This window comes from Trebonia kvetii (assembly GCF_007827045.1).
Taxonomy (GTDB): domain Bacteria; phylum Actinomycetota; class Actinomycetes; order Streptosporangiales; family Streptosporangiaceae; genus Trebonia; species Trebonia kvetii.
The window spans coordinates 723,907-748,411 of record NZ_RPFW01000004.1 but is presented as its reverse complement, the minus strand read 5'-3'; the positions used below and the strand labels follow the sequence as shown (position 1 = coordinate 748,411).

The following is a 24,505-nucleotide window of genomic DNA, read 5'->3' as shown; positions in this document are numbered from 1 at the left end:
CACGGCAATGACTCAGTTGATTCTGAGCCTACGCCACGCCACTGCCCGATGCGTCGGTCGCGTCCCGCCCGTCGGCCTGTCCGCCGCCGTGCGCGGTGCCCTGTCCGCCGGGCCTACGCGGTGCCCTGCCCGTCGGCCTGTGCGGCGTCCTGGCCGCCGCCCTGCCCGTCGGCCTGCGGGTCGCCCTGGCCGCCGCCCTGCCCGCCGTCCTGCCCGTCGGCCCGCGGTTCGCCCTGCCTGTCACGCCGCAGTGCCCGGCTCGCGCTGGTCAGCGCGGCGGTGATGGGGACGGCCACGACCGCGCCCGCGATGCCGGCGACCACGCCGGCCACGGCGAGCACGAGGATCACGGCGAGCGGGTGCAGCCGCACCATCTTGCCGACGACTTGCGGCTGGAGCAGGTGTCCCTCCAGCTGGTTCATCACGATCATCACGCCGAGCACGATCACCGCGGCGACCAGCCCCTTGGCGGCGAGCACGATGAGGATGGCGACGGTGCCCGCGATGAGCACGCCGGCCAGCGGGACGAACGCGGCGACGAACATGAACAGCGCGAGCGGCGCGACAAGCGGCGAGCCGATGACGGTGAGCGTGATCCCCATCACGACGGAGTGGATCGCGGCGACAGCGATGGTGCCCCTGATGTAGTACACGACGGCCTGCCAGGCGGCCCGCCCGGCCACGTTGGCCCGCCGCCTGCGGTCCGCGGAGAACCCGCTGACCAGCCAGGACCAGATGCGTTCGCCGTCCTTGATGAGGAAGAACGAGATGAAGAAGCACAGCACGATGCCGGCGAGCAGCTCGACCACGATCCGGCCGCCGGTCAGCGCGGCGCCCTCGAGCGTCGAGCGGTGCGTGCTCAGGTAGTTGACCAGGTTGTCGGAGATCTTCTCCAGGTTCCCCGTCCTGACGTGGAACGGGGCGCCGGCCAGCCAGTGCTGTATCTGGTTGCTCGTGTGCCGCACCTGGACGAGCAGCGTCGGGTACTCGGCCTCCACCCGCGCGGTCACCAGCCACACCGCGCCGCCGATCAGGACGAACGCGAGCAGCAGGGTGCACCAGGTCGCCGACAGCGGACCCAGGCCCGACCGCTTCAGCCGCGCCGTCAGCGGCTGGAGCAGCGCGGTCAGCAGGATCGCCGCGGCGAACGGCACGATGACGAGATAAAGCAGCGAGGCGACCCGCCCGGCCACGTAGAGCAGCGCGGCGATCAGCAGCAGCCGCCAGGCCCACCCGGCGCTCGCCCGCAGCCAGCGCGGCACGTCGCCGTCATGACCGCCGCCGCCTTGCCGCGCGGCATGCGTCGCGCTTTCCGGCGCTCGACTGTCCACCGCTGGGCTGTCCGGAGAGGGGCTGCCCTGAAGTGGGCTGTCCGGCACTGCGCTGTCCGGCACTGGGCTGTCCGGCGCCGAAATCGGCTCCGCGGTGGCCTGCGCGGGGGCGGCGCCGTGCCCGATGGGCTCGGCAGGCGCGACGGAGTCCGTGGTCATCCGGGCGGCGGTCCAGGCCGCCCAGAGGGCGAGTGACCGGCTTCCGGCCGCACGAAGCCCGGCCACGCCCTGCGCGACCCGCTTGGCTGCCTGCCCCCTCATGACTCCATTCAACCAACTAACGTGGAGTGGGTGTGCTCGCCTCGCGACGGGGCAGGCAGACGCGCGGGGCGCGTCCACGCAAGGAACCGCGACCGCGCGGCCGGCCACGGAGGCCGGGAACCGACCCCTCAGACGACTGGAGGCTGCCAGATGGGTGCGTACCGCGAGCGGCTGCTCGTGCCGGTGAGCTACTGGCTGCTCGCCGCCCCCTGCGTGGTGGTGCTCGGCGCCGAGGCCTACTTCTTCGTGGACGGCTGGATCCCCCCGCTGGTCATCGGCCTGCTCGCGGTGCTCGTCGGCACCCTTTACGTGCGCTGGAGCCTGGCGACGATCGAGGTCGCCGGCCCCGTGCTGCGGGCGGACGGCGACACCCTGGCGCTGACCGAAGCCGGCGACGTGATCGCGCTCGACGAAAGGCAGTCGGCGCAGCTGCGCGGCCCGCGTGGCGACCCCGCGGCGCACCTGCTGCTGCGCCCGTACCTGAGGCGGGCCGTCTACGTCGCCATCGCGGACCCGGGCGAGGGCGGCGTGCCCTACTGGCTGATCGCCACCAGGCACCCGGAGCGGCTCGCGGCGGCAATCTCGAGCGCCCGCGACGCCGCGGGCAGCACCGATGCGGACGGCACGGATACAGATGAGGCCGGCACGGGCAGTCACCGGCCGGCCGGCCAGCAGTCCGTGGGATGATGGCGCCTTACCGAACTGGGGCGAGGAGATTACGGATGAGCAAGAAGAAGGGTGACGGCTCAGGCGGCAGGCTGGCGACCACGGTGGCCATGGCCGGCGGAGTGTTCCTGCTGCGCAAGCTGCTCGCGATGGCGTGGACCAAGGCAACCGGCAAGAACCCGCCGACGGACATCAACGACCCGGACCTCAAGCTGGCTGAACTGCTCGCATGGTCCATCGCGACAGGCATCGTCGTTGAATCCGCCCGGTATGCCATCGCGCACGCCACGGCGCGCAAGGTAGTCACGGACGGCGCGGTGGAATAACACCTGCGCCGAGTGCCGGCCTTTGGCTGGCCAGGCCCGCCAGCCAGCCCGTTACGGCTGGAGCCCTCCGACCGGTCCGGATACCGCGGTTCCCGGGTTAACGGCGCCGTTGCCGCCGCCGGTTTACCGCGAAACGCTGGCCCCGCGGGCGTCATGCCCGCGGGGACCGCACACTCAGGCCGCGCATTCGCGGCAGATCAGCTGGCCCTTGCTCTCCTCCGCAAGCTGGCTGCGGTGGTGCACAAGGAAGCAGCGCGAGCAGGTGAACTCGTCCGCCTGCCGCGGTATGACCCGGAACGAGAGCTCCTCGTTGGACAAATCGGCACCGGGCAGCTCAAGGCCCTCCGCGGCGTCGTCCGGGTCAAGGTCAATCGTGGACGACGACTTGTCCATCCGGCGCGCCTGCAATTCCTGCAGGCTGTCCTCGCCAAGGTCGTCATCTGTCTTGCGCGGGCTGTCGTAGTCCGTAGCCATGGCCGTCCATCCCCCTCCATCAGTGGCGCGCAATCGTTGCGCGGGTGTAACGCTCCGGGAGCCTCAGTTGTGCCCGATTCCGGCGGGGAATTCTGCCACGTTCGCGGCTGTCTTGCACGCAGCACGCGAACCGGCGCGAAAGTGTCCCGCGGGGAACGTCTCCGGCCGCTGGTAAACCTCGCATACCGGCCATCTATTCCATGCCACGGGCACTGTTTTGAGGTCTTGCTCACAACGCAGATCAACAGCCGCAACCAGCGAGAAGAACGGGTGCGGCTGACCCCGGCCCCGTCACGCGTCGCGCTCCGGATTCAGGGCCGCGAGAGCGTCGCTGAGCGGCCCGAACAGCCCAGGACCGGCGGCGACCGTCATCGAGGAAGAGACGGGCGCACCGTGCAGTCCGCCCACCCGCGCGCCCGACTCGCTGGCCACGAGGGCGCCCGCGGCCCAGTCCCAGTAGTTCAGGCCGCGCTCGTAGTAGCCGTCGAGCCGTCCGGTGGCGATCGCGCACAGGTCGATGGACGCCACGCCGGCCCGCCGGATGTCACGCACCTGCGGCAGCAGCGCGCCGACGACCTCGCCCTGGACCTTGCGCCGCGCCGTCTGGTAGCCGAACCCGGTGCCGACGAGCGCCTGGCTGAGCGGCACGCCGGGACGGCAGTGCAGTCGGACACGGGGCAGTTGGACGCCGGGCGGCGCAATCGCCGCGGATAGTGACATTTCCGACTCAAGCCAGGCGCCGCCGCCGAGCGACGCGCTGAACAGCTCACCCCGCATCGGCACGTACACCGCGCCGGCCACGATAGTCCTACCGACCTCCCCGCCCGCCACCCCGCCGACCTCCCCGCCCGCCACCCCGCCGACCTCCGCGGCGATCGACACCGCCCAGTCGTGCAGCCCGTAGAGGTAGTTGACGGTGCCGTCGAGCGGGTCGACCACCCAGCGGACGGGCGCAGCGTCGGAATCCCCCGTCTCCCCCGCCTCCTCGCCGAGTATCGCGTCGCCCGGTCGCGCCGCGAGCAGCCGCGCCCTGATCAGGTCCTCGGCCCTGCGGTCCATCTCGGTGACCACGTCGGTCGGGCTGGACTTGGTCGCGGCGACCTCGACCCGGCCGGCCCGCGACGCGAGCAGTTCCCCCGCCTCCCTGGCCACGCCGACCGCCAGGTCGCGCAGCTCCGCCAGGCCCGGGACCGCAAGGCCACTCATGCGCCACGACCCGGACGGGACGGGACATACCGGCAGCAGTCGGCGGGACAGAAGTTCGCCAGATCGTCATCGGCGCCATCCTCGCTCGCGATCCGCTCCGCGACGAGCTCGGCGACCATCGCGGCGAACTCCGGTGTCAGCCCCGGCGCCTGCGCCCGCGCGAACGGCAGGCCGAGCGAGGCCGCGGTCTGCGCCGCCTCCACGTCGAGGTCGTGCACGACCTCCATGTGGTCGCTGACGAAGCCGACGGGCACTGCGACCACTCCCGGTGGCGGGCCCTCGGGCAGCGGCTCTCCGTTCGTCTGCGTGCCGTTGGCGAGGGCCGCCAGGTGGTCGTTGACGTCCGGTTCAAGCCAGGGCACGCTCGGCGGCCCGCTGCGGCTCTGGAAGACCAGGTCGAAGGGGTGGGAACCACGAACCCGTTCGGTGATCAACCGGGACGCCTCGCGCAACTCGGCCGCGTATCTGCCGCCCACGGCGCCGGGGAGAGCCGAGCCCGCGCGCACGCTGCCCGACGAGGCGGCCATGCCGAGCGGCACGCTGTGCGCGGTGAAGACTAGCCTGGCGCCGTCCCGCGCGGCGGCGGGCAGCTCGGCCAGGGCCGCCTCGACGCTCGCCGCGAACGGCCCGATGAAGCCGGGCCTGGCGTAGTACGGACGGATCTTGTCGATGCGCGGCGCGCCGTCGCCCGCCTCGGCGACCGCGCGGTCGATGTCGTCCAGGTACTGGCGGCAGGCGGAGTAGGAACTGTAGGCGGAGGTGGCGAACGCGATCACCCGCCGCGCGCCGTCGGCCTTCAGCTGCCGGACCGTGCCGGCGAGGAACGGGTCCCAGTTCCTGTTGCCCCAGTACAGCGGCAGGTCGATGCCTGCCTCGCCGAACGCCGCGGCGATCGACTTGAGCATCTCGCGGCACTGGGCGTTGATCGGGCTGACACCGCCGACGGCGTAGTAGTGCTCGGCCACTGCCTCGAGGCGCTCCCGCGGCACGCCGCGGCCGCGGGTGACGTTCTCGAGGAACGGCAGCACATCGTCGGGCCCCTCGGGACCGCCGAAGGACAGCAGCAGGAACGCGTCGTAGGACGGCATGCACTCATCCAACCAGGGGCACCCGGTGCGGCGGTAAGCGGCCCGCGGACCGGCCCGGCCGGGACATGCCCGGGGAACAGCTGGCCAGATAAACGGGTTGCTACCGCGAGTACCGTGGGTTGCACTGGATGGTTGTGAGGGTCGGGCACGCGATGACGAGTGAGGACGCCACGGTGTCGCTTGGTGCCCGGCGCGGTTTTCTGGCGCCGTACCAGGAGATCTTCGCCATTCCCCGCGCGTGGCGCTTCTCGCTCGCCGGGATCATCGGCCGGATGCCCATGTCCATGTACGGGCTCGGCATCGTGCTGCTCATCTCCGCGGGAACCGGCAGGTACGGCCTGGCGGGCACCGTGTCGGCGGCCGGCGCGCTCGGCGGCGCTCTGTGCGCGCCGCAGCTCGGCCGGCTCACCGACCGGCTCGGCCAGCACCGGGTGCTCATCCCGGTCTGCGTGACCTTCACACTCGCGGTGGCGGGCATGGTCGCGGCCGTCGCGCTCGGGGCCCCGGACTGGACCCTGTTCCTTTGCGCCATCGCCGGCGGCGCCACGATGCCGCAGACCGGGCCGATGGCCAGGGCCCGCTGGTCGATGCTGCTGTCCGGGTCACCGCGGCTGCACACGGCCTTCTCGCTCGAGTCGGTGGCCGACGAGGTGTGCTTCGTGGTCGGGCCCGCGGCGGTCACCATCCTGGCCACCCAGGTGCACGCGTGGGCCGGGGTGGCCAGCGCCGCGCTGTGCGCGCTTGCCGGGTCGCTATGGTTCGCGTCGCAGCGCTCGACCGAGCCGCCCGCCGTCGCCGTGGTGCGGCAGACCGCGGCGGAGCGTGCCGCCACTGGCGTCAGACGGGCCAGGCTCGCCGCGCCTGGCCTGACGGTGCTGGTGCCCGCCTACCTGTTCCTCGGCACGATGTTCATCGCCATCGACCTGAGCACCGTCGACTTCGCCACCCGCCTCGGGCACAAGCCGCTCGCGGGCCTGCTGCTCGGCTGCTACGCGCTGGGCAGCGGCACCGGCGGCCTCTGGTACGGGTCGCGGAACTGGCACGCGCCCGCATGGAAGCGGCTCGCGGTGACCCTGACGCTGACCGTTTCCGGCGTGTGCACGTTCTGGGCGATGCCGAACCTGCTCGTGCTCGCCCCGGTGATCTACCTGTGCGGGCTGACGATCGCGCCCACGCTGATCGCCGGGTACAGCCTGCTCGAATCCACCGCGCTGCCTGGCAGGGCCACCGAGGCCATGTCCTGGCTGTCCACGGGCATCTCAGTCGGCGTCGCGTGCGGCGCGACCGCGGTCGGGTTCATCCTCGACGCCTTCGGCCCGCGCTGGGGCTACGCCTTCGCCGCGTCGATGGGGATCATCGCCACGCTGATCTACCTGGCAGGCGCGCGCCCGGTGTTCGGCGCGGGCCGCCGCTAGTCGTTTCTGTAGGCGAGCTCACCGCGGACCCAGGTCTGCGTCACCGCGGCCGCGCAGATCTCGTGGTCGCCGATGGCGGCGAGGTCGGCATCGGTGACGGCGAAGCTGGCCTGGTAGCCGGGCCTGATCCGGCCGGCCTGGCCGTCGACGCCGTTGACCGTGGCGGTACCCGACGTGTAGGCGGCGAGTGCCGTGGCGAGCGGTATCGCCTGGTCCGGCAGGAATGGGGTGTCCGCGCTGTCCGGCGTCGAGCGGTTGACCGCCACGTGGATGCCGAGCAGCGGGTTGGGGCTGCTGACCGGCCAGTCGCTGCCCGCCGCCAGGTGCGCGCCGCTGGCGGCGAGGCCGCGGAACGGGTACTGCCACGCCGCCCGCCGCTCGCCGAGGAACGGGATCGTCAGCTCGGTCATCTGCTCTTCCGCGGTGGCCCACAGCGGCTGGATGTTGGCGGTCGCGCCGAGCTCGGCGAACCGCGCGATGTCCGCCGGGTGCACCACCTGCAGGTGCGCCAGGTGGTGCCTGATCGTCCTGCCCGGGCTCCCCGTGTGCGCCGCGCGCGCCGCGGCGACGGCGTTCAGCGCGTTGCGCACCGCGCGGTCGCCAAGCGCGTGGAAGTGCACCTGGAAACCCGCCTGGTCCAGGGCGGTCACGTAGCGGGGCAGCTCGGCGGGGTCGATGAAGTCAAGACCCGAGTTGTGCGTCGCGCAGCCGTGGCCGTCGAGGTAGGGGTCGAGCATCGCGGCGGTGTGGTTTTCCGCCACCCCGTCGAGCATCATCTTCACGCTGGTCAGCCTGAAGCCGTCCCGGCCGTCGTGCTCGCGGCGGTGCAGCAGCCCGGGCAGCTGCTCAAGGCCCTCGTGCCGCTGCCACCACAGCGCGCCCACCACGTCCGCGCGCAGCGTTCCCGCGCTCGCCGCCTGATGGTAGGCGGTAGCGGCGTCCGCGTCGCCGAAGCCGCTGCCGATGATCGCGTCCTGCCAGCCGGTGATGCCGAGCGACAGCAGGTAGTCCTGGGCGGCGAGCAGGCCGCGATAGCGGTCCTCATCGGTGTCCGCGGGAATGAGATGGCGCACCAGGTTCATGGCGCCCTCCTGGAGCATGCCAACCGGCTCGCCCGCGGCGTCCCGCTCGATCCTGCCGTCGGCCGGGTCGAGGGTGTCCCTGGTGATGCCGGCGAGCTCCATCGCCCTGCTGTTGACCCACGCGCCGTGGCCGTCGCGGTTGGTCAGGATCACCGGACGGCCGCCGGAGACCGGGTCCAGCTGCGCCGCCGTGGGGATGCCGCCGGGGAAGGCGGTCATGCCCCAGCCGCCGCCGGTGATCCAGTCAAGGTCCGGGTTGGCCGCCGCGAAGCCCGCCACGATCGCCAGGTACTCCTGTGCCGTCTCGGCCTCGGACAGGTCGCAGCCGAGCAGCTGCATGCCGCCGAAGACCGGATGGACGTGCGCGTCTTGGAAGCCGGGCAGCAGGGTCCCGCCCGCGAGGTCCACGACGTCCGCGCCGCCGGGATCCAGGTCGGCGCCGACCGCGGCGACCTTGCCACCGGAGACGAGCACGCTGGTGCCCGGAGCGAGGAACGCGGTCCCATCGAAGACCGACCCACCGGTGAACAGGATTGCCTTAGCCACTTCGACCCTCCACGATGTCCGCTGCGGGGCACAGCAGATCATCTGGTAAGAGTCTTTGTCAATGCTTTTGACGATCGATATAGCTTTGGGCGGCAGCTCATGACTTGGGCAGATAGATCATGACCTTGGGCGGCAGATGGCGACTTCGGCAAGCTGCCCGGGTTAGCCGAACTCGCGGGCGTACTCGGCGGCCAGGGTGAGCACCTCGTCGACGTACCAGTTGGCGTGGTTGTAGCCGAAGATCGCCCGGCGGAGCCCGTCGCCGCCGGTGGCCGCGCCGTCCGCGCACAGCAGGCGGGCGGCGCTCGGCACGGCGTCGAACGGGTTCATGATGTCCGGCTTGCCGGTGTCGCCGAACCCGGTGATGCCCCAGATCTTCCAGGTCGAGGGCAGGAACTGCATCGGGCCGAGCGCGCCGGCGGTCGACGGGCCCATGTTCTGGCCGTCGGCGGACTCGATCTGGCCGATCGCGGCGAGAACCGTCCAGGACAGGCCGGGGCAGTACTGCGCGGCGGACTCCTGGAACAGCTGCAGGTAACTGGTCGGGCGGCCGGTCGGCGGCGTGCTGTCCACCGGCAGCTGGGTCGAGACCCGCACCGGGACCAGCCTGACCACCTTCGCGCTCGCCCCGAGCGCCGCCCGCACCTGTCCGGCCAGGGTGGTCACGTCGGCGGCCGGCGCGTTGACGAGCACCGCGACGTTCCTGACCAGGCCCAGCTTGCTGCCCTCGGCGGCGTTGACGACGCCGTCGACGCCCGCCACCCCGAGCAGCGCCGTGCCGCCCTCGGTGATCCGCGTGCTCGTCGCCGCGCTCACCGGGTAGTCGCTGCCGTTGACCAGCTTGGCGCCCGCCGCCGCCTTCTTGGTCGTGATCAGCTGCCCGGCACGGAACGCGGACCACACCTGCGCGCTGGACGCCGTCGTGGGCGGCGTCCAGGGGCGGAACGCGGCCTCGGGTGCGGCGAGCACGGTCAGCTGCTTCCCGTTGACCGTGATCCGCGCGCCGTCGATGGCGAGCACCGCGCGGACGCCGTCGATCTTCCTGAGCCTGGCCAGGTCCGCCCTGGTGACTCCGCCGGGCACCGAGGCGATCACGTCGGGCACCACCAGGCGCGTCGGGTTGCCGCCCTTCAGGCCGGAGGCCCGGCCGTGCGGCTTGCCGGTGCCGCTCGGCGTGCTGGCGGTGCTGGCCAGGCTGGCAGGGCTAGCGGGGTCGGCGGGCGTCGCGGACCGGGCAGCACGGCCCGCCGATGCGGCACTGGTGCGGCCGGCGGACTGGTCGCTCGCACCCCCGCTGGCGCCGCTGAGCGCGGCGACGCAGACGGCGATGGCGGCAGCGACCGCCACCAGCCCGCCCCCGGCGACGGTCGGCAACGATCGGCGGCGTATGGTCGGCAGCCTCACAGTGCATCAACTCTACAAAGCGCCGGACCGGGTCACCGCGCGCCCTCCGCCGACGGCGGGATCCGGCTGATCGCCCTGCCGATCACACCGCCGATCCCACGGGGCTGGCGGCCGCTTCCGACGGTAATCACAGTAACTGTCGCGCGTACGGCTACTCTTCGACTATGACGCAGGAGGCAGACCGGAGTCCCGCACAGGCGGGAGCCGGCGCGGGTCAGCAGCACGGTTCTGGCCCCAAGCGCGGAGCGGGTCGCATACCACGCAAACCGCAGGGACGGCCGTCGCTCGGCGGCGGCACGCCCGCGCAAGACCGCGAGCTGCGCGCACAGGGCAGGGAGACCGTGCGCAAGCTGCTCGAGGCCGGCATGATCGAGTTTGAGGAGCGCGGATTCAACGGGGTTCGCGTCGATGACGTGGTGAAGCGGGCGGGGATCTCGCACGGGACCTTCTACCTGTACTTCGCGAACAAGGAAGACCTGTTCAAGGCGCTGCTGCGGGACGCCCTGCACGACATGGAGATAGTCGCCGGCGACTTTCCGGTGGTCACCAGCGACGGCACCGGACTGCGGCTGCTGCGCGAGTGGGTGCGCAAGTTCTCCGCCGGCTACGCCGCGCACGGAACGGTGCTGCGCACGCTCAGCTCCGCGAACGCGCCTGGCGAGATGTACGCCGAGGGGCTGCAGCTGTTCTTCAGCATCACCGAGGCGATGACCACCGGGATGACGGCGGCCGCCGTCGCGGCGGGACACCACCAAGAGAACCCGGAGCTGACCGCGTTCGCCTGCCTGATGATGCTCGAGCGGGTCAACTTCGTCATCACCACCGAGGTGCAGCTGCCGGAGGACATGATGTCGGACAAGATCGCGGACATCATGTTCGCCGCCTTCGGCCTGATCGTCCCGTAACTTCGCGCTCCGCCTTCCGCTGGCGCTCCGCGCCTGTTGCTGTTATCCGGATGGAGTGCGGCCGATGAGTTGGCCGGGGCCCCGATCGGGTAACAATGAATAACGTGCGTTTTCTTCATGACACCTCGCCAGCGACCGACCTGACCTACAGCGACGTCTTCATGGTGCCCGGGCGGTCCGCCGTCGGCTCCCGGCTCGACGTGGACCTCGCCGCCAGAGACGGCAGCGGCGCCACCATCCCGATCGTCGCGGCCAACATGACCGCCGTATCCGGCCGCCGGATGGCGGAGACGATCGCGCGGCGCGGCGGGCTCGCGATCCTGCCGCAGGACATTCCCGGCGACGTCGTCGCCGACGTGGTGGCCTGGGTGAAGAGCAGAGACCTGGTCGCCGACACCGCCATCACCCTCGGGCCATCAGACACCGTCGGCGAGGCGCTGGCCCTGCTGCCCAAGCGGGCGCACGGCGCGGTGATCGTCACCGGCGCCGGCGGCGCGCCTGTCGGTGTGGTCACCGAGGCGGACTGCGCGGGGGCGGACCGGTTCGCCCAGCTGTCCACCGTGATGTCCGCCGACCCGTTCACGCTGCCGGCCGGCATCGAGCCCGCGCAGGCGTTCGACCTGCTGCACACGGGGCGGCACCGGCTCGCCCCCGTGGTCGCGCCGTCCGGCGAGTGCACCGGCATCCTGACCCGCACCGGGGCGCTGCGCGCCACCCTCTACTCGCCCGCCACCGACAGGCGCGGCAGGCTGCGGATCGGCGCGGCGGTCGGCGTCAACGGCGATGTCGCGGCGAAGGCCAAGCAACTGCTCGACGCCGAGATCGACGTGCTCGTCGTGGACACCGCGCACGGGCACCAGGACAAGATGCTCGCCGCGCTGCGCGCGATCCGCGGGCTATCGCCGTCGGTGCCGGTGGTGGCGGGCAACGTGGTCACCGCGCAGGGCGTGGCGGACCTGGCCGAGGCGGGCGCGGACATCATCAAGGTCGGCGTCGGGCCCGGCGCGATGTGCACCACCCGGATGATGACGGGCGTGGGCCGCCCGCAGTTCTCCGCGGTGCTCGAATGCTCCACGGCGGCCGCCGACCTCGGCGCGCACGTGTGGGCGGACGGCGGCGTGCGGCACCCGCGCGACGTCGCGCTCGCGCTCGCCGCCGGCGCGTCGTCGGTGATGATCGGATCGTGGTTCGCGGGCACCTACGAGTCGCCAGGCGACACGTTCCGCGACTCCTCAGGGCGGCTGTACAAGGAGAGCTTCGGCATGGCGTCGGCACGCGCGGTGCGGGTGCGCACCGCCTCGGACTCGGCCTACGAACGGGCGCGCAAGGAACTGTTCGAGGAGGGCATCTCCTCGGCCCGGATGTACCTGGACGCGGACCGGCCGGGCGTTGAGGACCTGCTCGACATGATCGTGGCCGGCGTGCGGTCCTCGTGCACCTACGCGGGCGCGGAGGACCTCGCCTCGTTCGCCGAGCGCGCGGTCATCGGGGTGCAGAGCGCGTCCGGCTACACCGAGGGCATGCCGGTCCCGACGAGCTGGTGAGGGGTGCGGGAGTTAGCCCAACCCGTTCGGGATCGACATGCCTTTAGCTCGCCGGCTGCTGTTCCTGCGCCCTGCTTGGCGCGCCTCCGGCCTGGTAGGCCGCGGCGGCGGTGTCCGCCCAGGCGGCTATCCTGTCCACCAGGGCGTCGTCGGTGTGCCGTTCCGCGTGGCCGAAGCCGGGGAGCAGCCACAGCTCCTTCGGCTCGGCGGCGGCGTCATAGAGCTGCCTGCCGTGGTCGGGCGGGAAGTAGATGTCCGCGTCGCCGTGCACGATAAGCAGCGGCACCGGGGCGATGCGGGCGGCGGCCGCGGCGGGCGGCAGCGGGTCGGGCGTGGGCCAGCCGTCCGGCGAGATCCGCGTGTTGAGCACACGCTTGGTGAACGCGCGGCCAAGGCGCTTCTCCGCCGCCAGGTGCACCCGGCGCATCGCGACGGTGCCGCGGTAGAACCAGCGGCCGGGGCCGCTGACCGAGACCACCGCGTTGACGCCGCCGCACAGTGCGGCGTGCCGCAGCACCACGGAACCGCCCATCGAGAAGCCGACCGTGACGACCCGCCGGTAGCCGAGCTCGCGGGCGTACCTGACAGCCACGTCGAGGTCGTAGACCTCCTTGTCGCCGAGCGTGGACAGCCCGGTGGAGCGGCCGTGGCCGCGGAAGTCAAAGGTGACCACGCCCGCGTGCTCGTTGAACCGGCGCACCAGGTTCCAGGTCAGCGGGCGCTGCCAGCTCATGGTGAACCCGTGCGCGATGACGATCGCCAGGTCCCGCTGCTCGGCGGGCACCTGCGGCGCGATGAGTTCTCCGTCGGGTCCCAGCGCGCCGGTCTTGCCCCTGGCGGGCAGGTGCACGGCGTCGATCAGGACGCCGTCCTCGGTGACCAGCGTGACGGTCATGACGACGGGATTCACAGCGCTCCATCCTTGCGGTCTTGCTGGCCGTGCTCGCGGCCTTACTGGCCGTACCTGCACCGGCGGGCGTACCCTCGCCGGTGCCAGCATTAACGGTAGCCAACGCTCGCCGTTACACAGGACAGTGCCCGGACATGCCGATGAGCCGCGGTCCAGGCAACCGTTTTCGGCTGCCTGGACCGCGGCTCGCTCTCGCTACGGCCGCAACGTAGCGCGAGTCCCTTGCCTAGTCGTCGATGCGGACCGGCTCCTCGGTCGTCGGCGAGGCCTCGGCCGCCGCAGTGATGCTGATCTTGCTGGTGAGGACGTCCTCCATCGGGTAGGCCTCCTCGCCGTGGACCGCCACGTCGCCGACCTCGAGCTCCGCGTCGTCGAAGCGGAGCTTGATGCGGAAGACGTACTTGATGATCATCCAGATGGCCGCGGTGACCAGGCCGTCCCAGACGATGATCGTCAGGGCGGCGAGGAACTGCACGAGCAGCTGGTGCGGGTGATGACCCCACAGCCAGCCGGCGCCGGCGAACGCCGTACCGCCCTTGGCCGCCGGGTACTCGATGATGTTCGGGTCCGCGAGTACGCCCACGAGCAGGCCGCCGAGCAGGCCGGCGATGCCGTGCGTGTAGATGACGCCGAGCGCGTCGTCCACCTTGTTGAACGGCCAGACGTACTTCGGCAGCGTGTACCAGGCGACCCAGACGACCGCCGAGGCAACAAGGCCGATGATGATCGCGCCGAAGCCGTTGACGAAGCCGGCGGCAGGCGTGATGCCGACGAGACCGCAGATCATGCCGTTGAGGCCGCCGAGGAAGGTCGGCTTCTTGTCCTTGGAGAAGCCCATGTCCATGATGATCCAGGTCATCATGGCCACTGCGGTCGCCAGGTTGGTGTTGACGATGGCGGCGGCCGCGTTCGAGCCCGCGAAGTACGGGTCTCCGCCGTTGAAGCCGTTCCAGCCAAGCCACAGGATGCCGGCGCCCAGCGCGACGAACAGCAGGTTGTTCGGCACCGCCTTCTCCCGGTCGCGCTTGAGGCGCGGCCCGATGATCGCCGCGGACACGAAGCCGGAGACGCCCGCCGCCAGGTGGATGACGTAACCACCGGAGAAGTCGAGCGCGCCCTTGGCCGCCCAGTAGCCGCCGCCCCACAGCAGGAAGGCGTTGACCGCGTAGGCAAAGGTGATCCACAGCGGCACGAAGATCATCCACGCCTTGAAGCTGACCCGGCCGAGCACCGAGCCGATAAACAGGATTGGGGTGATCGCGGCGAATACGAACTGGAAGTACTCGACGGACGCGCCGGGCAGCTTGAATCCGGTGTTGAGAATCTGGCCGGCCTTCGTCGCCGCGTACCCGGGCATCGCGGCATCGACATTGGGGATGTCCGCCTGGCCTGTCAGCGCGTTCGCGCCCAGGATGGAGCGCGGATCACCGAGCACGTTGACGCTGCCGAAATGGACCAGCGTCGTGCCGAAGCCCATCTTGTAGGCCCACAGCACCCAGGTGATGAGGACCAGGCAGAAGGTCACGAACACCATCAACGTGGTGTTCATGGCCCACTTCTTCTGCACCAGGCCGCCGTAAAGCACGGCAAGCGCCGGGATCGACATCAGCCCGACCAGCGTCGCCGCCGTCATCTGCCAGGCGTTATCTCCCGCGCTCAGCCAGGTAGGGTAAGGAATCACTGTGTTCGCTCCTCCAGGGGCTGCCTGATAGGAAGGGCCTCTCGGGTTCCAGGGTCGCCCCCCGGGTTGCTTATCCCGCCCCGGCCGTTCCGCGTTCTTCTGCGCAACGGTTCATGTTTCCCATACGCGGGTTTCGACGGCATTTCCCGTTCGTTACGCCGGCGGTAATGCACCAGGTCATAAACGGCGCGATGTTTCATGAATGTGTCGCGACGTCCGGGGCTCTTGACCTACTTATGCCGATATACGGCACCGCCAGTGCGGCGTCACATTGCCGTAACATTGCCCGGGTCTCGGGTTGAGACAGCGCGCGCACCGTCGTACAGTTGCTTCCACGCGACGTCCGGTAAGCGCTTACCGACCCTCGGCCCGGCTCCCGACCGCGGCCGGGAAAGCGCTTACCTCCGGCCTTGGCTAGCGCGGGGCCAGGCGAGAGCAGGAGGCACGAGCGGTGAGGGTCGACGCTAAGGTCGAAACGCCAGCGAATCCCGGGCCGGCCGCGGCCACGATCTACGACGTGGCCAGGGCCGCCGGCGTCTCCATCGCCTCGGTGTCGCGTGTACTCAACGGCCGGCGTAACCCCAGTCCGGAGATCGTGGAGCGGGTGCAGCGGGCGGTCATCGAACTCGGCTACGTCCCGGACAGCGCCGCGCGGGCGCTGTCTGTCCGGCTCAAGGAAGTCGTCGGCGTGGTGATGCGGCGGCCGCTTTCCGCTGGCTCCACGATCGCCGGCCCGTGGCTGCTGGCCGGGGCAGCGGGCGCCTGGGACACCGCGGGGCTGCTCGGCTATGACGCGTTCGCCGACGAGACCGAGTCGCTGCAGTTCCACGACATGCTCAACAGGGGCGTCGAGCGGGCCGCCCAGCGGCGCGGCTTCGACCTGCTGCTGCGCTCGGTGGACATCACCGACCACGAGGCGGGCCGCCGGGTGCTCGCCATCGCCCGCAAGAGCGACGGGCTGATCCTGCACGACGGAGTGCTCGAACCCGGCCAGATCGACGAGATCTCGCGGCAGGTCCCCATCGTCACCCTGGCGGGCATCCCGAGCCGCACCACGGCCAACGTGGGCAGCGACAACGTGATGGGCATGCGGGCGCTTTCCAGGCACCTGCTGTACGACCACGGCTACAAGACGCTCGGCTACCTCAGCGGATACAGCGACAGCCCGGACAGCCAGGCCCGGCTGCAGACACTGAAGACGGAGGCCGAGGCGGCAGGCGCGGTGCTGAACTACGGCCCGCAGTGGCAGGGCAACTACTACGCGGCGGGCGCGGCGGTGGTCACGGAACGGCTGATGGCCTCCGCCTCGCCGCTCCCCCGTGTCATCGTCTGCGCCAACGACCAGACCGCGCTCGGCGTCATCTACGCGCTGCGCAGGTCGGGGGTGGACGTGCCCGGCCAGGTCGCCGTCACCGGCTTCGACGACATCCCGATGGCCAGGCACATGCACCCGCAGCTGACCACCGTGAAGCAGCCGATAGGCGAACTCGGCGAGACCGCGTTCGAGGTGCTGTACTCCATGGTCAGCCGCGAGGAGCCGGCCGAGCGCGATATCTCGCTGCCGACGCGGCTGATGTGCCGCGAGAGCTGCGGCTGCCAGGCGGGCGACGGGCGGCTCGCCGGCGTCACCGACCTGTCCGCGGTGCGCCAGCTTCGGTCCTGACGCTGGCTGCTGGCCTCGTTAGAGTCCGGTCAGTTCCCTGGAGATCTCGCGCAGACGGGCGCGGGCTGCGCTGTCGTAGGCCTGGTCGTTGGCACGGCCCTCTTCGAGGCCATTGAAGAAGCCCCCGGTGCCCGTCTGCTCCGCCGGCGCGGCGATCAGCCGGAACGTCGCCGCGACGCCCTGCGCGATCGTGCTGGCCGGCGGGGCGGGCGACACCTTGGTCGGCATGAACGTGGCAGGATGCAGCGAGGTGACGGTGACGCCCAAACCGTTCAGCTCCGCCGCGAGATCGAAGGCGTTCATCACCTGCGCGAGCTTGGACTGCCGGTAGGCGCGCATCCCGTCGTAGCCCTCGGTGAGCTGGACGTCGCCGAACTCGATCGCCTGCTGGCCGATCGAGGCGACGTTAACGATCCGGGACGGCGCTGACGACACAAGCAGCGGCAGCAGGAGCCTGCTGAGCACGTATCCGGCGAGATAGTTGACCGCGAACCGCAGTTCGATCCCGTCGGCGCTCTCCTGCCGTGCGCCGTCGCCCGGCTGCGTGACGCCGATGCCCGCGTTGTTCACCAGGACATCCAGCCTCGGCTCGGCTGTCAGTACTTGCTCGGCAAGGGCGCGGACCTCGGCGAGGCTAGCGAAGTCCGCCTGGTAGCTGCGCACCGCGGGCGTGCTGCCCCTGCTATTGCCTGCTTCCTGCGCCGCCTCCGCGACCTCGACAGCGGTGGCCGCGATCCGGCCGGGATCACGGCCGTGGACGAGCACGGTCGCGCCCGCACGGGCCAGGTCGGCCGCGAGGGCCCGGCCCATCCCGTCGGTCGCGCCGGTGAGCAGGATGACCTTTCCGTCCAGTGTTGTCATGGATGCCACTGTTCCATGACGGCCGGGAGCGTGTCACCCGCCCTGATGCTGTGTTGCCGGTGGTGGCCCTGGGGTAGGTAGGCGGGTGGATGGTGCTGGTTTGGGGGGCCAGCGATGGATCTAGCGGTGCGGACGGTCGCGACGACTGGCCAGGTCTGGGCGATCGTGATCGTGTCGGTCCTGGTGACCGCGTTTCTGGTGGCCGCGACGGCGGTGGCCTACAGCTGGCAGAACCGCTATCACCGGCGGCTGCGGGCCGCGGGGCTATGGCAGATGGCGACCGCCCCGGTGATCGGCCCTGGGCCGACGGTCGACGCCCCTGGGATCGTCAGCACGGCGGCGGGCCGCATGGGACCCGACGGCCCGCAGATCGCCGACACGCTTGCCGCGCGAGCGGCCGTGGCGCCCATGGAGGAGACCGCGGCGGGCGAGGTGTACGTGCCTGCGCAGCGCCTACGGGAGGCGGCGCCCATGCCGGTTTCCGAGGAGGATCTGGCAGCGGAGGGGCAGGGAGAGGTGCCGACCCGGGTGGACCTTCCGGCTCAGCGCAGTGTGCGAGAGGACGAGCAGGCGCAGCCGATGCAGTCCCGGCCGGGCTCCACGGGTGCGGACGATCCCGGCCGGGTGTGACGGACCGCTTATTACGGGCTTGCCTGCTTACGGGCTTGCCCGGTTACGCGTCTGGTGCCGGCAGGTCCACCAAGCCCGCCAGGGCGGCCCGGTGGGCGCCCGGGGTGCCGAAGGCGACCGAGGCAGCCTTCGCCCGCTTGAGGTACAGATGAGCCGGGTGCTCCCAGGTGAACCCGATGCCGCCGTGCAGCTGCACGCATTCCTGCGCCGCAAGCACCGCGGCGTCGCTGCAGGCCGACTTGGCGAGCGCGATCGCCACCGGGGCGTCCTTGTCGCCGTCGGCCAGGCAGGCGGCGGCGTACCTGGACGCGGCGCGGGCCAGCGCGATCGTCGTCCACAGGTCGGCGAGCCGGTGCTTGATCGCCTGGAATGACCCGATTTGCCTGGCGAACTGCCGCCGGTCCTTGACGTACGCCACCGTCATGTCCAGGCAGCGCTGCGCCAGGCCGAGCTGCTCGGCGGCGAGAATGGCCGCGCCCGCGGCGAGCCCCGCCGCGAGCGCCGCGTCCGCCGCGGCGCCGATCGCGACCGGCCTGGCCTCCGCGTCATCGAAGGAGATCTGACACAGCTGCCGCGTCATGTCCAGGGACACAAGCGGGGTGCGGTGCACGCCGGGCGCGGTTGCCTCGACCAGGTACAGCGCGCCGGGCACTCCCTCGGCGGGCACAAGCAGCGCGCTCGCGAGGAGCGCGTCGGCCACCGCGCCGACCGCGCCCCTGAGCTTGACCGTCCCTTCGGTGTTACCGCGGCCGGTGACCCGGATGGCGGTCGGCAGCGGCGCGCCGGGCGCGAGACTGGTGTCGACGGCGAGGGCCGCCGTGAGCGAGCCGTCGGCCAGCTGGCGGAGCAGGCCCGCGGCAGGCGACACGGCCGTGTTGCGTGTGCCGGCCGCCGCGTCGCCGTTCGGCGTGCGCGCGGCCGCGCGCAGCTGGGCGGCGCGAAGGGCCGCCGCGGGGCCAGAAGAGGCGGAACCGAACCCGCCGTCATCGCCGGCGGCGCCTGCCGAATGAGTACTGCTCCCCACCGGAGAGTCGTCGGCCGCCGCGGCCCCATCCCGTGCGGCACTGCGCGCCGCGGAAAGCAGCACCGCCGTGGCGACCGCCGCGCTGCCCAGGTAGGGGATCGGGGCGACGGCCGCGCCGAACTGCTCGGCGGCGGCGGCGAGTTCGCGGTAGGAGGCGCCGGCCCCGCCGAGTGCCTCGGGGATCAGCAGGCCGGCGATGCCGATTTCCGCGGCGACAGTGTGCCACAGCGCGGCGTCATAGGTGTCCGGGCGCTCGGTGCGGGCGATGATGTCGGCGGGGGCGGCCCGGTCGGCGAGCAGGTCGCCGAGGGCGGCGGACAGGTGCCGTTCGGTCTCTGAATAGAGCAGGTCGGGGAGTTTTCTGGCGGTCATCAGCGCGGGAGATCCTTCCACGGGAGGGACGTGTCCGTGCGCGGCTCTTGTGGCAGGCGCAGCACGCGTTCGGCGATGATGTTGCGCATGATCTCCGAGGTGCCGCCCTCGATGGAGTTGCCCTTCGAGCGCAGGTAGCGGTAGCCGGCGCCGCGGGCGTAGTCGCTCGAGCCCTCCCGGCGCATCGACCAGTCGTCGTAGGTCAGGCCCGCCGTGCCGAGCAGCTCGATTTCGAATCCGGAAATTTCCTGATTGAGCCGGGCGAACGTGAGCTTCCCCGCCGACCCCTCGGGACCGGGCTCGCCCGCGGCAAGCTGCTGCCGCAGCCGCTCCCCCGCCAGCCGTGCGACCTCGGCCTGTGCCCACAGGCTGAGCAGCCGCTGGTGCAGGTCGTGGGTACGCAACTCCGGGTGCTGCCGCCAGGTGTTCGCCACCGCGCCGATGACACCCTCCTCGCGCGGCGTGCTGCGCGAGTTGCCGATCGAGACCCGCTCGTTCATCAGCGTCGCGTTGGCGACCCGCCAGCCCTCGCCGATGTCGCCGAGCCGGTTCGCGTCGGGCACGCGCGCGTCGGTGATGAACACCTCGTTGAACTCGGCCTCGCCGGTGAGCTGGCGCAGCGGCCGGACCTCGACGCCTGGCCCGTGCATGTCGAGTACGAAGTAGCTGAGACCCGCGTGCTTGGGCACGTCGGGGTCGGTGCGCGCGAGCAGCAGGCCCCAGCGGGCGTGGTGTGCGAGCGACGTCCAGACCTTCTGGCCGTTGACGATCCAGTCGCCGCTCTCGCCGTCCCTGACCGCCCTGGTCGCCAGGCCTGCCAGGTCGCTGCCCGCGCCTGGCTCGCTGAACAGCTGGCACCAGATCTCGTCGGCGAGCCACAGCGGCTTGAGCCACCGCGACTTCTGCTCCTCCGTGCCGAAGGCGATGATTGTCGGCAGGGCCATGCCGAGGCCGATGACGTTGCGCCGCTCGTCGAGCCGCGGCGCGCCCGCCCGGGTGAATTCCTCCTCGGCCGCCCGCTGCAGCGAGCGCGCGAGGCCGAGGCCGCCGTGCCCCACGGGGTAGTGCACGGCGGCCAGGCCCGCGTCGAACCGGGCGCTGAGGAAAGCGGCGCGCGAGGTGGCCGCTGGGTCATGCTCTGTGCAGAACGCGCGGACGCGCGCGCGAAGATCCGCTTCTGTTTCGCTCAACGCCCTGCTGCCCTTCGCGTTAGGATACTGGTCCGCCGGACAGGTACAGGATCTGGCCGCTGACGTAGCCGGCCCCCTCGCTGGCGAAGAAGGAGATCGCGTGCGCGATGTCCTCGACCTGGCCGACTCGCTGCACCGGGATCTGCTTGGCGGCGCCGGCCTGGAAGTCCTCGAAGGAGATGCCGAGGCGGGCCGCGGTGGCGGCGGTCATGTCGGTGGCGACGAAGCCGGGCGCGACCGCGTTGGCGGTAATGCCGAACTTGCCAAGCTCGAGTGCGAGGGTCTTGGTGAGGCCCTGCAGGCCGGCCTTGGCCGCGGAGTAGTTGACCTGGCCCCTGTTGCCGACGGCGGACAGGCTCGAGAGGTTGATGATCCGGCCCCACTTGGCGTCGACCATGTGCTTCTGGCAGGCGCGGGTCATCAGGAACGCACCCTTGAGGTGGACGTTCATCACCGTGTCCCAGTCGGTCTCCGACATCTTGAACAGCAGGTTGTCACGGGTCACGCCGGCGTTGTTGACCAGCACGGTCGGCCCGCCGAGCTCGGCGGCGACCCGCTCGACAGCGGCGGCCACCTGGTCACTGTTGGAGACGTCCGCCCCGACCGCGATCGCCCTGCCGCCCGCCTTCTCGATCTCCGCGACGGTCTGTGCGCCGTCGGCCTCATTGAGGTCAAGGACGGCGACGGCCATCCCGTCGGCGGCAAGACGCTTAGCGGTGCCGGCGCCGATGCCGCGCGCGCCCCCCGTCACGATCGCGATTCGCTGTGGCATAACGATTTACTTTCCCTTCCTCAGACCGACGCGTAGAGGAGCGAACGCCGGTGTTTCAGCGACATTATTCCGGAACCGGGTTCTGGGGCCACCGGCGGGCATCACGACAATCAAGGTAGGTACGTCCTCAAGCATCCCGGCCGAATGCTGGACCGCCACCAGCTGAGCACAGCCCGTCACAGATGGGCTCATTGGGTGTACTTGGGGGTCGGTATTTGACCGCTAAGTACCCCAATAATCCGCGTACGGATGCCGGTTACTGGTCGAGGCGGGAGGCGAGGAGCTCGGCTAGGTGGGCGCCCGGGATTCCGGCCAGCTGATCGAGCTGGGTGCGGCAGGAGAAGCCGTCGGCCAGGACGGTCGCCTTCTTCCCCGCCTTGCGCACCGCGGGCAGCAGCGCGGTCTCCGCCACGGCGACCGACACCTCATAGTGGCCGCGCTCCACGCCGAAGTTGCCTGCCAGGCCGCAGCAGCCGCCGACGGCGCTGATCGCCGCGCCGGCGTCGCGGAGCAGGGCGGCATCGGCGTCCCAGCCGAGTACGGCGTGCTGGTGGCAGTGCGGCTGCGCGATGCCCGTGACGCCGGACAGGTCCGGCGCCCGCCACCCCTCGGTCGTGGACAGCAGCTCCGCCAGCGTCCGCACCGCGCCGGCCAGGGCCGCCGCCTGCTTGTCGCCGTGCAGCAGCTCAGCGGCATCGCCGCGGAGGGCCGCGGTACAGGACGGCTCTAGTCCGACGATCGGGATGCCCGCGTCGAGCGCGGGCTGCAGCGCGCGCAGGGTGCGGCGCAGCTGACGGCGGGCGCCGTCGAGCTGTCCGGTGGAAATCCAGGTAAGTCCGCAGCAGACGTTCTGGCCGGTGACACGGACCTCGTAGCCGGCGTCCTCGAGGACCCGCACCGCGGCCTGGCCGACCCGCGGCGCGAACGCGTTGGTGAACGTGTCCACCCACAGGAGCACCGGCTTGCGGGCGGTGGTCGCCGTTTGCTGGCGGCCGGCGAACCACTGGCGGAAACTCTGCGGCGCGAACGTGGGCAGGTCGCGGCGGTGGTCGATGCCGCCGAGCCGCTTGGCGAGCGCCGCGACCGGTGCGACGCGCAGCGACGCGTTGGCCAGCCGGGCCAGCCAGGGTGAGCGCGCCGTCAGCCCGGCCCAGCGGGGCAGCCAGCCGAGTGAGTAGTGCGAGGCGGGTCGCAGCCGTCGGCGATAGCGCTGGTAGAGCGCCTCGGCCTTGTAGGTGGCCATGTCCACGCCTGCCGGGCAATCGGAGGAGCAGCCCTTGCAGGACAGGCACAGGTCGAGCACCTCGGCCACCTCCGGCGCTTGCCAGCCGGCGGAGACAAGCGAGCCGTTGGCCAGTTCCTGCAGGACGCGGGCGCGGCCACGTGTCGAGTCCTTCTCGTCCCTGGTGGCCAGATAGGACGGGCACATGACCCCACCGGACGCGGTGTTGTCCGCGCGGCACTTGCCCACGCCGGTGCAGCGGTGCACCGCAGCGGTGAAGTCGCCGGCGTCGTGCGGGTAGGCGAAGCCAAGGCCGCGCCTGATCGGCAGCGCCAGCGGGACCCGCAGGTCGGCATCGAGCGGCGCCGGGTCGACGATGACACCCGGGTTGAGCAGGTTCGCCGGGTCGAACAGCCGCTTCACCGCGCCGAACAGGCCGATAGCGGCTGGCGAGTACATCGCGGCGAGCAGTTCGCCGCGCGCCCGGCCGTCGCCGTGCTCGCCGGACGCCGAGCCGCCGTAGGACGCGGCGAGCTTCGCGGCGTCCTCCACGAAGGCGCGCAGCACCGCGGGCCGGTCGCGGAGCGGGAAGTCGATACGCACGTGCACGCAGCCGTCACCGAAGTGCCCGTAAAGCAGTCCGTCGACGCCGTGCCGCGCCATCAGCGGTGACAACTCCCGCAGGTACGGTCCGAGCGAGGCGGGCGGCACCGCGGAGTCCTCCCAGCCGGGCCAGGCAGGCGCACCGTCCGGTGTGCGGCCGCCAAGACCCGCGCCGTCCTCGCGAATGCGCCAAAGCGCCGCCGCCTTCGGCCCGGTGATCACGGCGCTGCCCAGGCAGGATGCGTCGGCCGCCAGCTTGCGCGCCGCGTCGGCGGCCTCGGCCTCGGTGGCCCCCGCGGTCTCGATGAACAGCCAGCCGCCGCCGCGCGGCAGTTCAGGGACCGCGGCCGCGCCGCGGCGATCGCGGAACAAGTCGACCATCCGGGAGTCCAGGCCCTCGAGCGCGACGGGCAGGTGCGGCAGCAGTGCGGGCACCGCCTCCGCGGCAGTGGCCATGTCCGGGTAGCCGAGCACCGCGAGCGCGGTGGCGCGCGGCGCGTCCACCAGTCGGACGGTCGCGCCGAGTGTCAACGCCAGCGTGCCCTCGGTGCCCGACAGGAACTTGGCGAGGTCGGCGCCGCTCTCCGGCAGCAGGTGCTCGAGCGAGTAGCCGGACACCTGGCGGGTGAACCTGCCGAACTCCGTCCTGATGACGGCCAGGTTGCCGCCGACGAGCGCGCCGAGTTCCGACAGCAGCGGCGCCTCCGCGCCGCCGGCCTCCACCGCGGCGCTCGCCGGGTCGCGGACCAGGCCGACGCCGTAGCGACGCGCGGTGAAGCGCACCCCTGCGCCGGTCACCAGGTCGAGCTCGACGACGTTGTCGGCGGTCCGCCCGTAGCGCAGCGCGCGCGAACCGCAGGCGTTGTTGCCGATCGCGCCGCCGATCGTGGCGCGCGAGTGCGTGGACGGGTCGGGCCCGAAGCGCAGCCCGTACGGCGCCGCCGCCCTGGTGATCGAATCAAGGACGGTGCCCGGCTGGACGACCGCGGTCCGCGCCTCAGGGTCGACGGCCAGCACCTGGCTGAGATGCCGCGAGGTGTCGAGCACGACGCCGGCCGACAGCGCGTTGCCCGCGATCGACGTCCCCGCGCCGCGTGTCACGAGCGGCACGCCAAGCTCGCGGCAGACCGAGAGCGCCGCCTCGATCTCCTCGGCATGGCGGGGGAACACCACGGCGGAGGGCACCACCCGGTAGTTGGACGCGTCCGATGAGTACTCCGCGCGCCGCCGGACGGCGGTGTCGATCTCGGACAGGCCCGCTTTGCGCAGCGCCGCGGTCAGGTCCGCCACCCGCGCCTCACCGGTCGTGGTCACCATTCCCGAAAGCCT

The 24,505-nt window shown here is 71.5% G+C and carries 20 protein-coding genes; 7 read left to right on the top strand and 13 right to left on the bottom strand.

What is annotated here, in order from left to right; genetic code table 11:
• Nucleotides 1-113: 113 nt before the first annotated feature.
• Nucleotides 114-1,592, bottom strand: a complete 1,479-nt coding sequence (locus EAS64_RS23365) for an AI-2E family transporter (RefSeq protein WP_145856023.1) — start codon at nt 1,590-1,592, stop codon at nt 114-116.
• Nucleotides 1,593-1,742: 150 nt separating this feature from the next.
• Between EAS64_RS23365 and EAS64_RS23360 the strand changes: the two genes are divergently transcribed.
• Nucleotides 1,743-2,279 (top strand): DUF3093 domain-containing protein, encoded by a 537-nt coding sequence (locus tag EAS64_RS23360; protein ID WP_145856020.1) that lies wholly within the window; start codon nt 1,743-1,745, stop codon nt 2,277-2,279.
• Nucleotides 2,280-2,314: 35 nt separating this feature from the next.
• Nucleotides 2,315-2,584 (top strand): DUF4235 domain-containing protein, encoded by a 270-nt coding sequence (locus EAS64_RS23355; RefSeq protein WP_187366127.1) that lies wholly within the window; start codon nt 2,315-2,317, stop codon nt 2,582-2,584.
• 174 nt (nt 2,585-2,758) lie between these two features.
• Here the strand turns inward: EAS64_RS23355 and EAS64_RS23350 are convergent, their stop codons facing one another.
• The 3 genes from EAS64_RS23350 to EAS64_RS23340 form a co-directional block, all read right to left on the bottom strand.
• Nucleotides 2,759-3,058, bottom strand: coding sequence for a DUF4193 domain-containing protein (locus EAS64_RS23350; protein WP_145856016.1), 300 nt, complete (start codon nt 3,056-3,058; stop codon nt 2,759-2,761).
• A gap of 291 nt (nt 3,059-3,349) precedes the next feature.
• Nucleotides 3,350-4,264, bottom strand: coding sequence for an inositol monophosphatase family protein (locus EAS64_RS23345; RefSeq protein WP_145856015.1), 915 nt, complete (start codon nt 4,262-4,264; stop codon nt 3,350-3,352).
• Nucleotides 4,261-5,352 (bottom strand): ferrochelatase, encoded by a 1,092-nt coding sequence (locus EAS64_RS23340; protein WP_145856013.1) that lies wholly within the window; start codon nt 5,350-5,352, stop codon nt 4,261-4,263. The genes EAS64_RS23345 and EAS64_RS23340 overlap by 4 nt, the downstream gene beginning before the upstream one ends.
• Nucleotides 5,353-5,480: 128 nt before the next feature.
• Here EAS64_RS23340 and EAS64_RS23335 point away from each other — a divergent pair, with 128 nt between their 5' ends.
• Nucleotides 5,481-6,767 (top strand): MFS transporter, encoded by a 1,287-nt coding sequence (locus EAS64_RS23335; protein ID WP_145856010.1) that lies wholly within the window; start codon nt 5,481-5,483, stop codon nt 6,765-6,767.
• On the opposite strand, the gene EAS64_RS23330 is transcribed toward EAS64_RS23335, so the two are convergent.
• Nucleotides 6,764-8,395, bottom strand: coding sequence for an amidohydrolase (locus tag EAS64_RS23330; RefSeq protein WP_222849525.1), 1,632 nt, complete (start codon nt 8,393-8,395; stop codon nt 6,764-6,766). The genes EAS64_RS23335 and EAS64_RS23330 overlap by 4 nt on opposite strands.
• 162 nt (nt 8,396-8,557) lie before the next feature.
• Nucleotides 8,558-9,769, bottom strand: coding sequence for a lytic transglycosylase domain-containing protein (locus EAS64_RS23325; RefSeq protein WP_187366126.1), 1,212 nt, complete (start codon nt 9,767-9,769; stop codon nt 8,558-8,560).
• 194 nt (nt 9,770-9,963) lie between these two features.
• Here EAS64_RS23325 and EAS64_RS23320 point away from each other — a divergent pair, with 194 nt between their 5' ends.
• Nucleotides 9,964-10,704, top strand: coding sequence for a TetR/AcrR family transcriptional regulator (locus EAS64_RS23320; protein ID WP_222849524.1), 741 nt, complete (start codon nt 9,964-9,966; stop codon nt 10,702-10,704).
• 104 nt (nt 10,705-10,808) lie between these two features.
• Complete coding sequence (locus EAS64_RS23315; protein WP_145856004.1) at nt 10,809-12,248, top strand: GuaB1 family IMP dehydrogenase-related protein; 1,440 nt, start codon at nt 10,809-10,811, stop codon at nt 12,246-12,248.
• A gap of 43 nt (nt 12,249-12,291) precedes the next feature.
• On the opposite strand, the gene EAS64_RS23310 is transcribed toward EAS64_RS23315, so the two are convergent.
• Nucleotides 12,292-13,158, bottom strand: a complete 867-nt coding sequence (locus EAS64_RS23310; RefSeq protein ID WP_246115821.1) for an alpha/beta hydrolase — start codon at nt 13,156-13,158, stop codon at nt 12,292-12,294.
• A gap of 226 nt (nt 13,159-13,384) precedes the next feature.
• Nucleotides 13,385-14,839, bottom strand: coding sequence for an ammonium transporter (locus EAS64_RS23305; RefSeq protein ID WP_187366125.1), 1,455 nt, complete (start codon nt 14,837-14,839; stop codon nt 13,385-13,387).
• Nucleotides 14,840-15,290: 451 nt separating this feature from the next.
• Here EAS64_RS23305 and EAS64_RS23300 point away from each other — a divergent pair, with 451 nt between their 5' ends.
• Nucleotides 15,291-16,502, top strand: a complete 1,212-nt coding sequence (locus tag EAS64_RS23300; protein ID WP_145856001.1) for a LacI family DNA-binding transcriptional regulator — start codon at nt 15,291-15,293, stop codon at nt 16,500-16,502.
• A gap of 18 nt (nt 16,503-16,520) precedes the next feature.
• Here EAS64_RS23300 and EAS64_RS23295 read toward each other — a convergent pair whose 3' ends face one another.
• Nucleotides 16,521-17,363 carry an SDR family NAD(P)-dependent oxidoreductase gene (locus EAS64_RS23295; RefSeq protein ID WP_145855999.1) on the bottom strand — a complete coding sequence of 281 codons (843 nt, stop codon included), beginning with the start codon at nt 17,361-17,363 and terminating at the stop codon, nt 16,521-16,523.
• A 114-nt stretch (nt 17,364-17,477) separates the two neighbouring features.
• On the opposite strand from EAS64_RS23295, the gene EAS64_RS23290 reads away from it, so the two are divergent.
• A complete protein-coding gene (locus EAS64_RS23290; protein ID WP_222849523.1) occupies nt 17,478-17,993 on the top strand; it encodes a hypothetical protein in 516 nt (171 codons plus the stop codon).
• Between the two features lie 43 nt (nt 17,994-18,036).
• Here EAS64_RS23290 and EAS64_RS23285 read toward each other — a convergent pair whose 3' ends face one another.
• The 4 genes from EAS64_RS23285 to EAS64_RS23270 form a co-directional block, all read right to left on the bottom strand.
• The gene (locus tag EAS64_RS23285) at nt 18,037-19,389 is read right to left on the bottom strand and encodes an acyl-CoA dehydrogenase family protein (RefSeq protein ID WP_145855995.1); all 1,353 of its coding nucleotides are present in this window, start codon (nt 19,387-19,389) and stop codon (nt 18,037-18,039) included.
• Nucleotides 19,389-20,579 (bottom strand): acyl-CoA dehydrogenase family protein, encoded by a 1,191-nt coding sequence (locus tag EAS64_RS23280; protein ID WP_145855993.1) that lies wholly within the window; start codon nt 20,577-20,579, stop codon nt 19,389-19,391. The genes EAS64_RS23285 and EAS64_RS23280 overlap by 1 nt, the downstream gene beginning before the upstream one ends.
• Nucleotides 20,580-20,598: 19 nt before the next feature.
• Nucleotides 20,599-21,351: a 3-oxoacyl-ACP reductase FabG gene (gene fabG / locus EAS64_RS23275; protein ID WP_145855991.1), complete on the bottom strand. Its 753-nt coding sequence runs from the start codon at nt 21,349-21,351 to the stop codon at nt 20,599-20,601.
• 256 nt (nt 21,352-21,607) lie between these two features.
• Entirely contained in the window at nt 21,608-24,493 is a 2,886-nt protein-coding gene (locus EAS64_RS23270; protein ID WP_145855989.1) for an FAD-binding and (Fe-S)-binding domain-containing protein, read from the bottom strand.
• Nucleotides 24,494-24,505 lie beyond the last annotated feature (12 nt).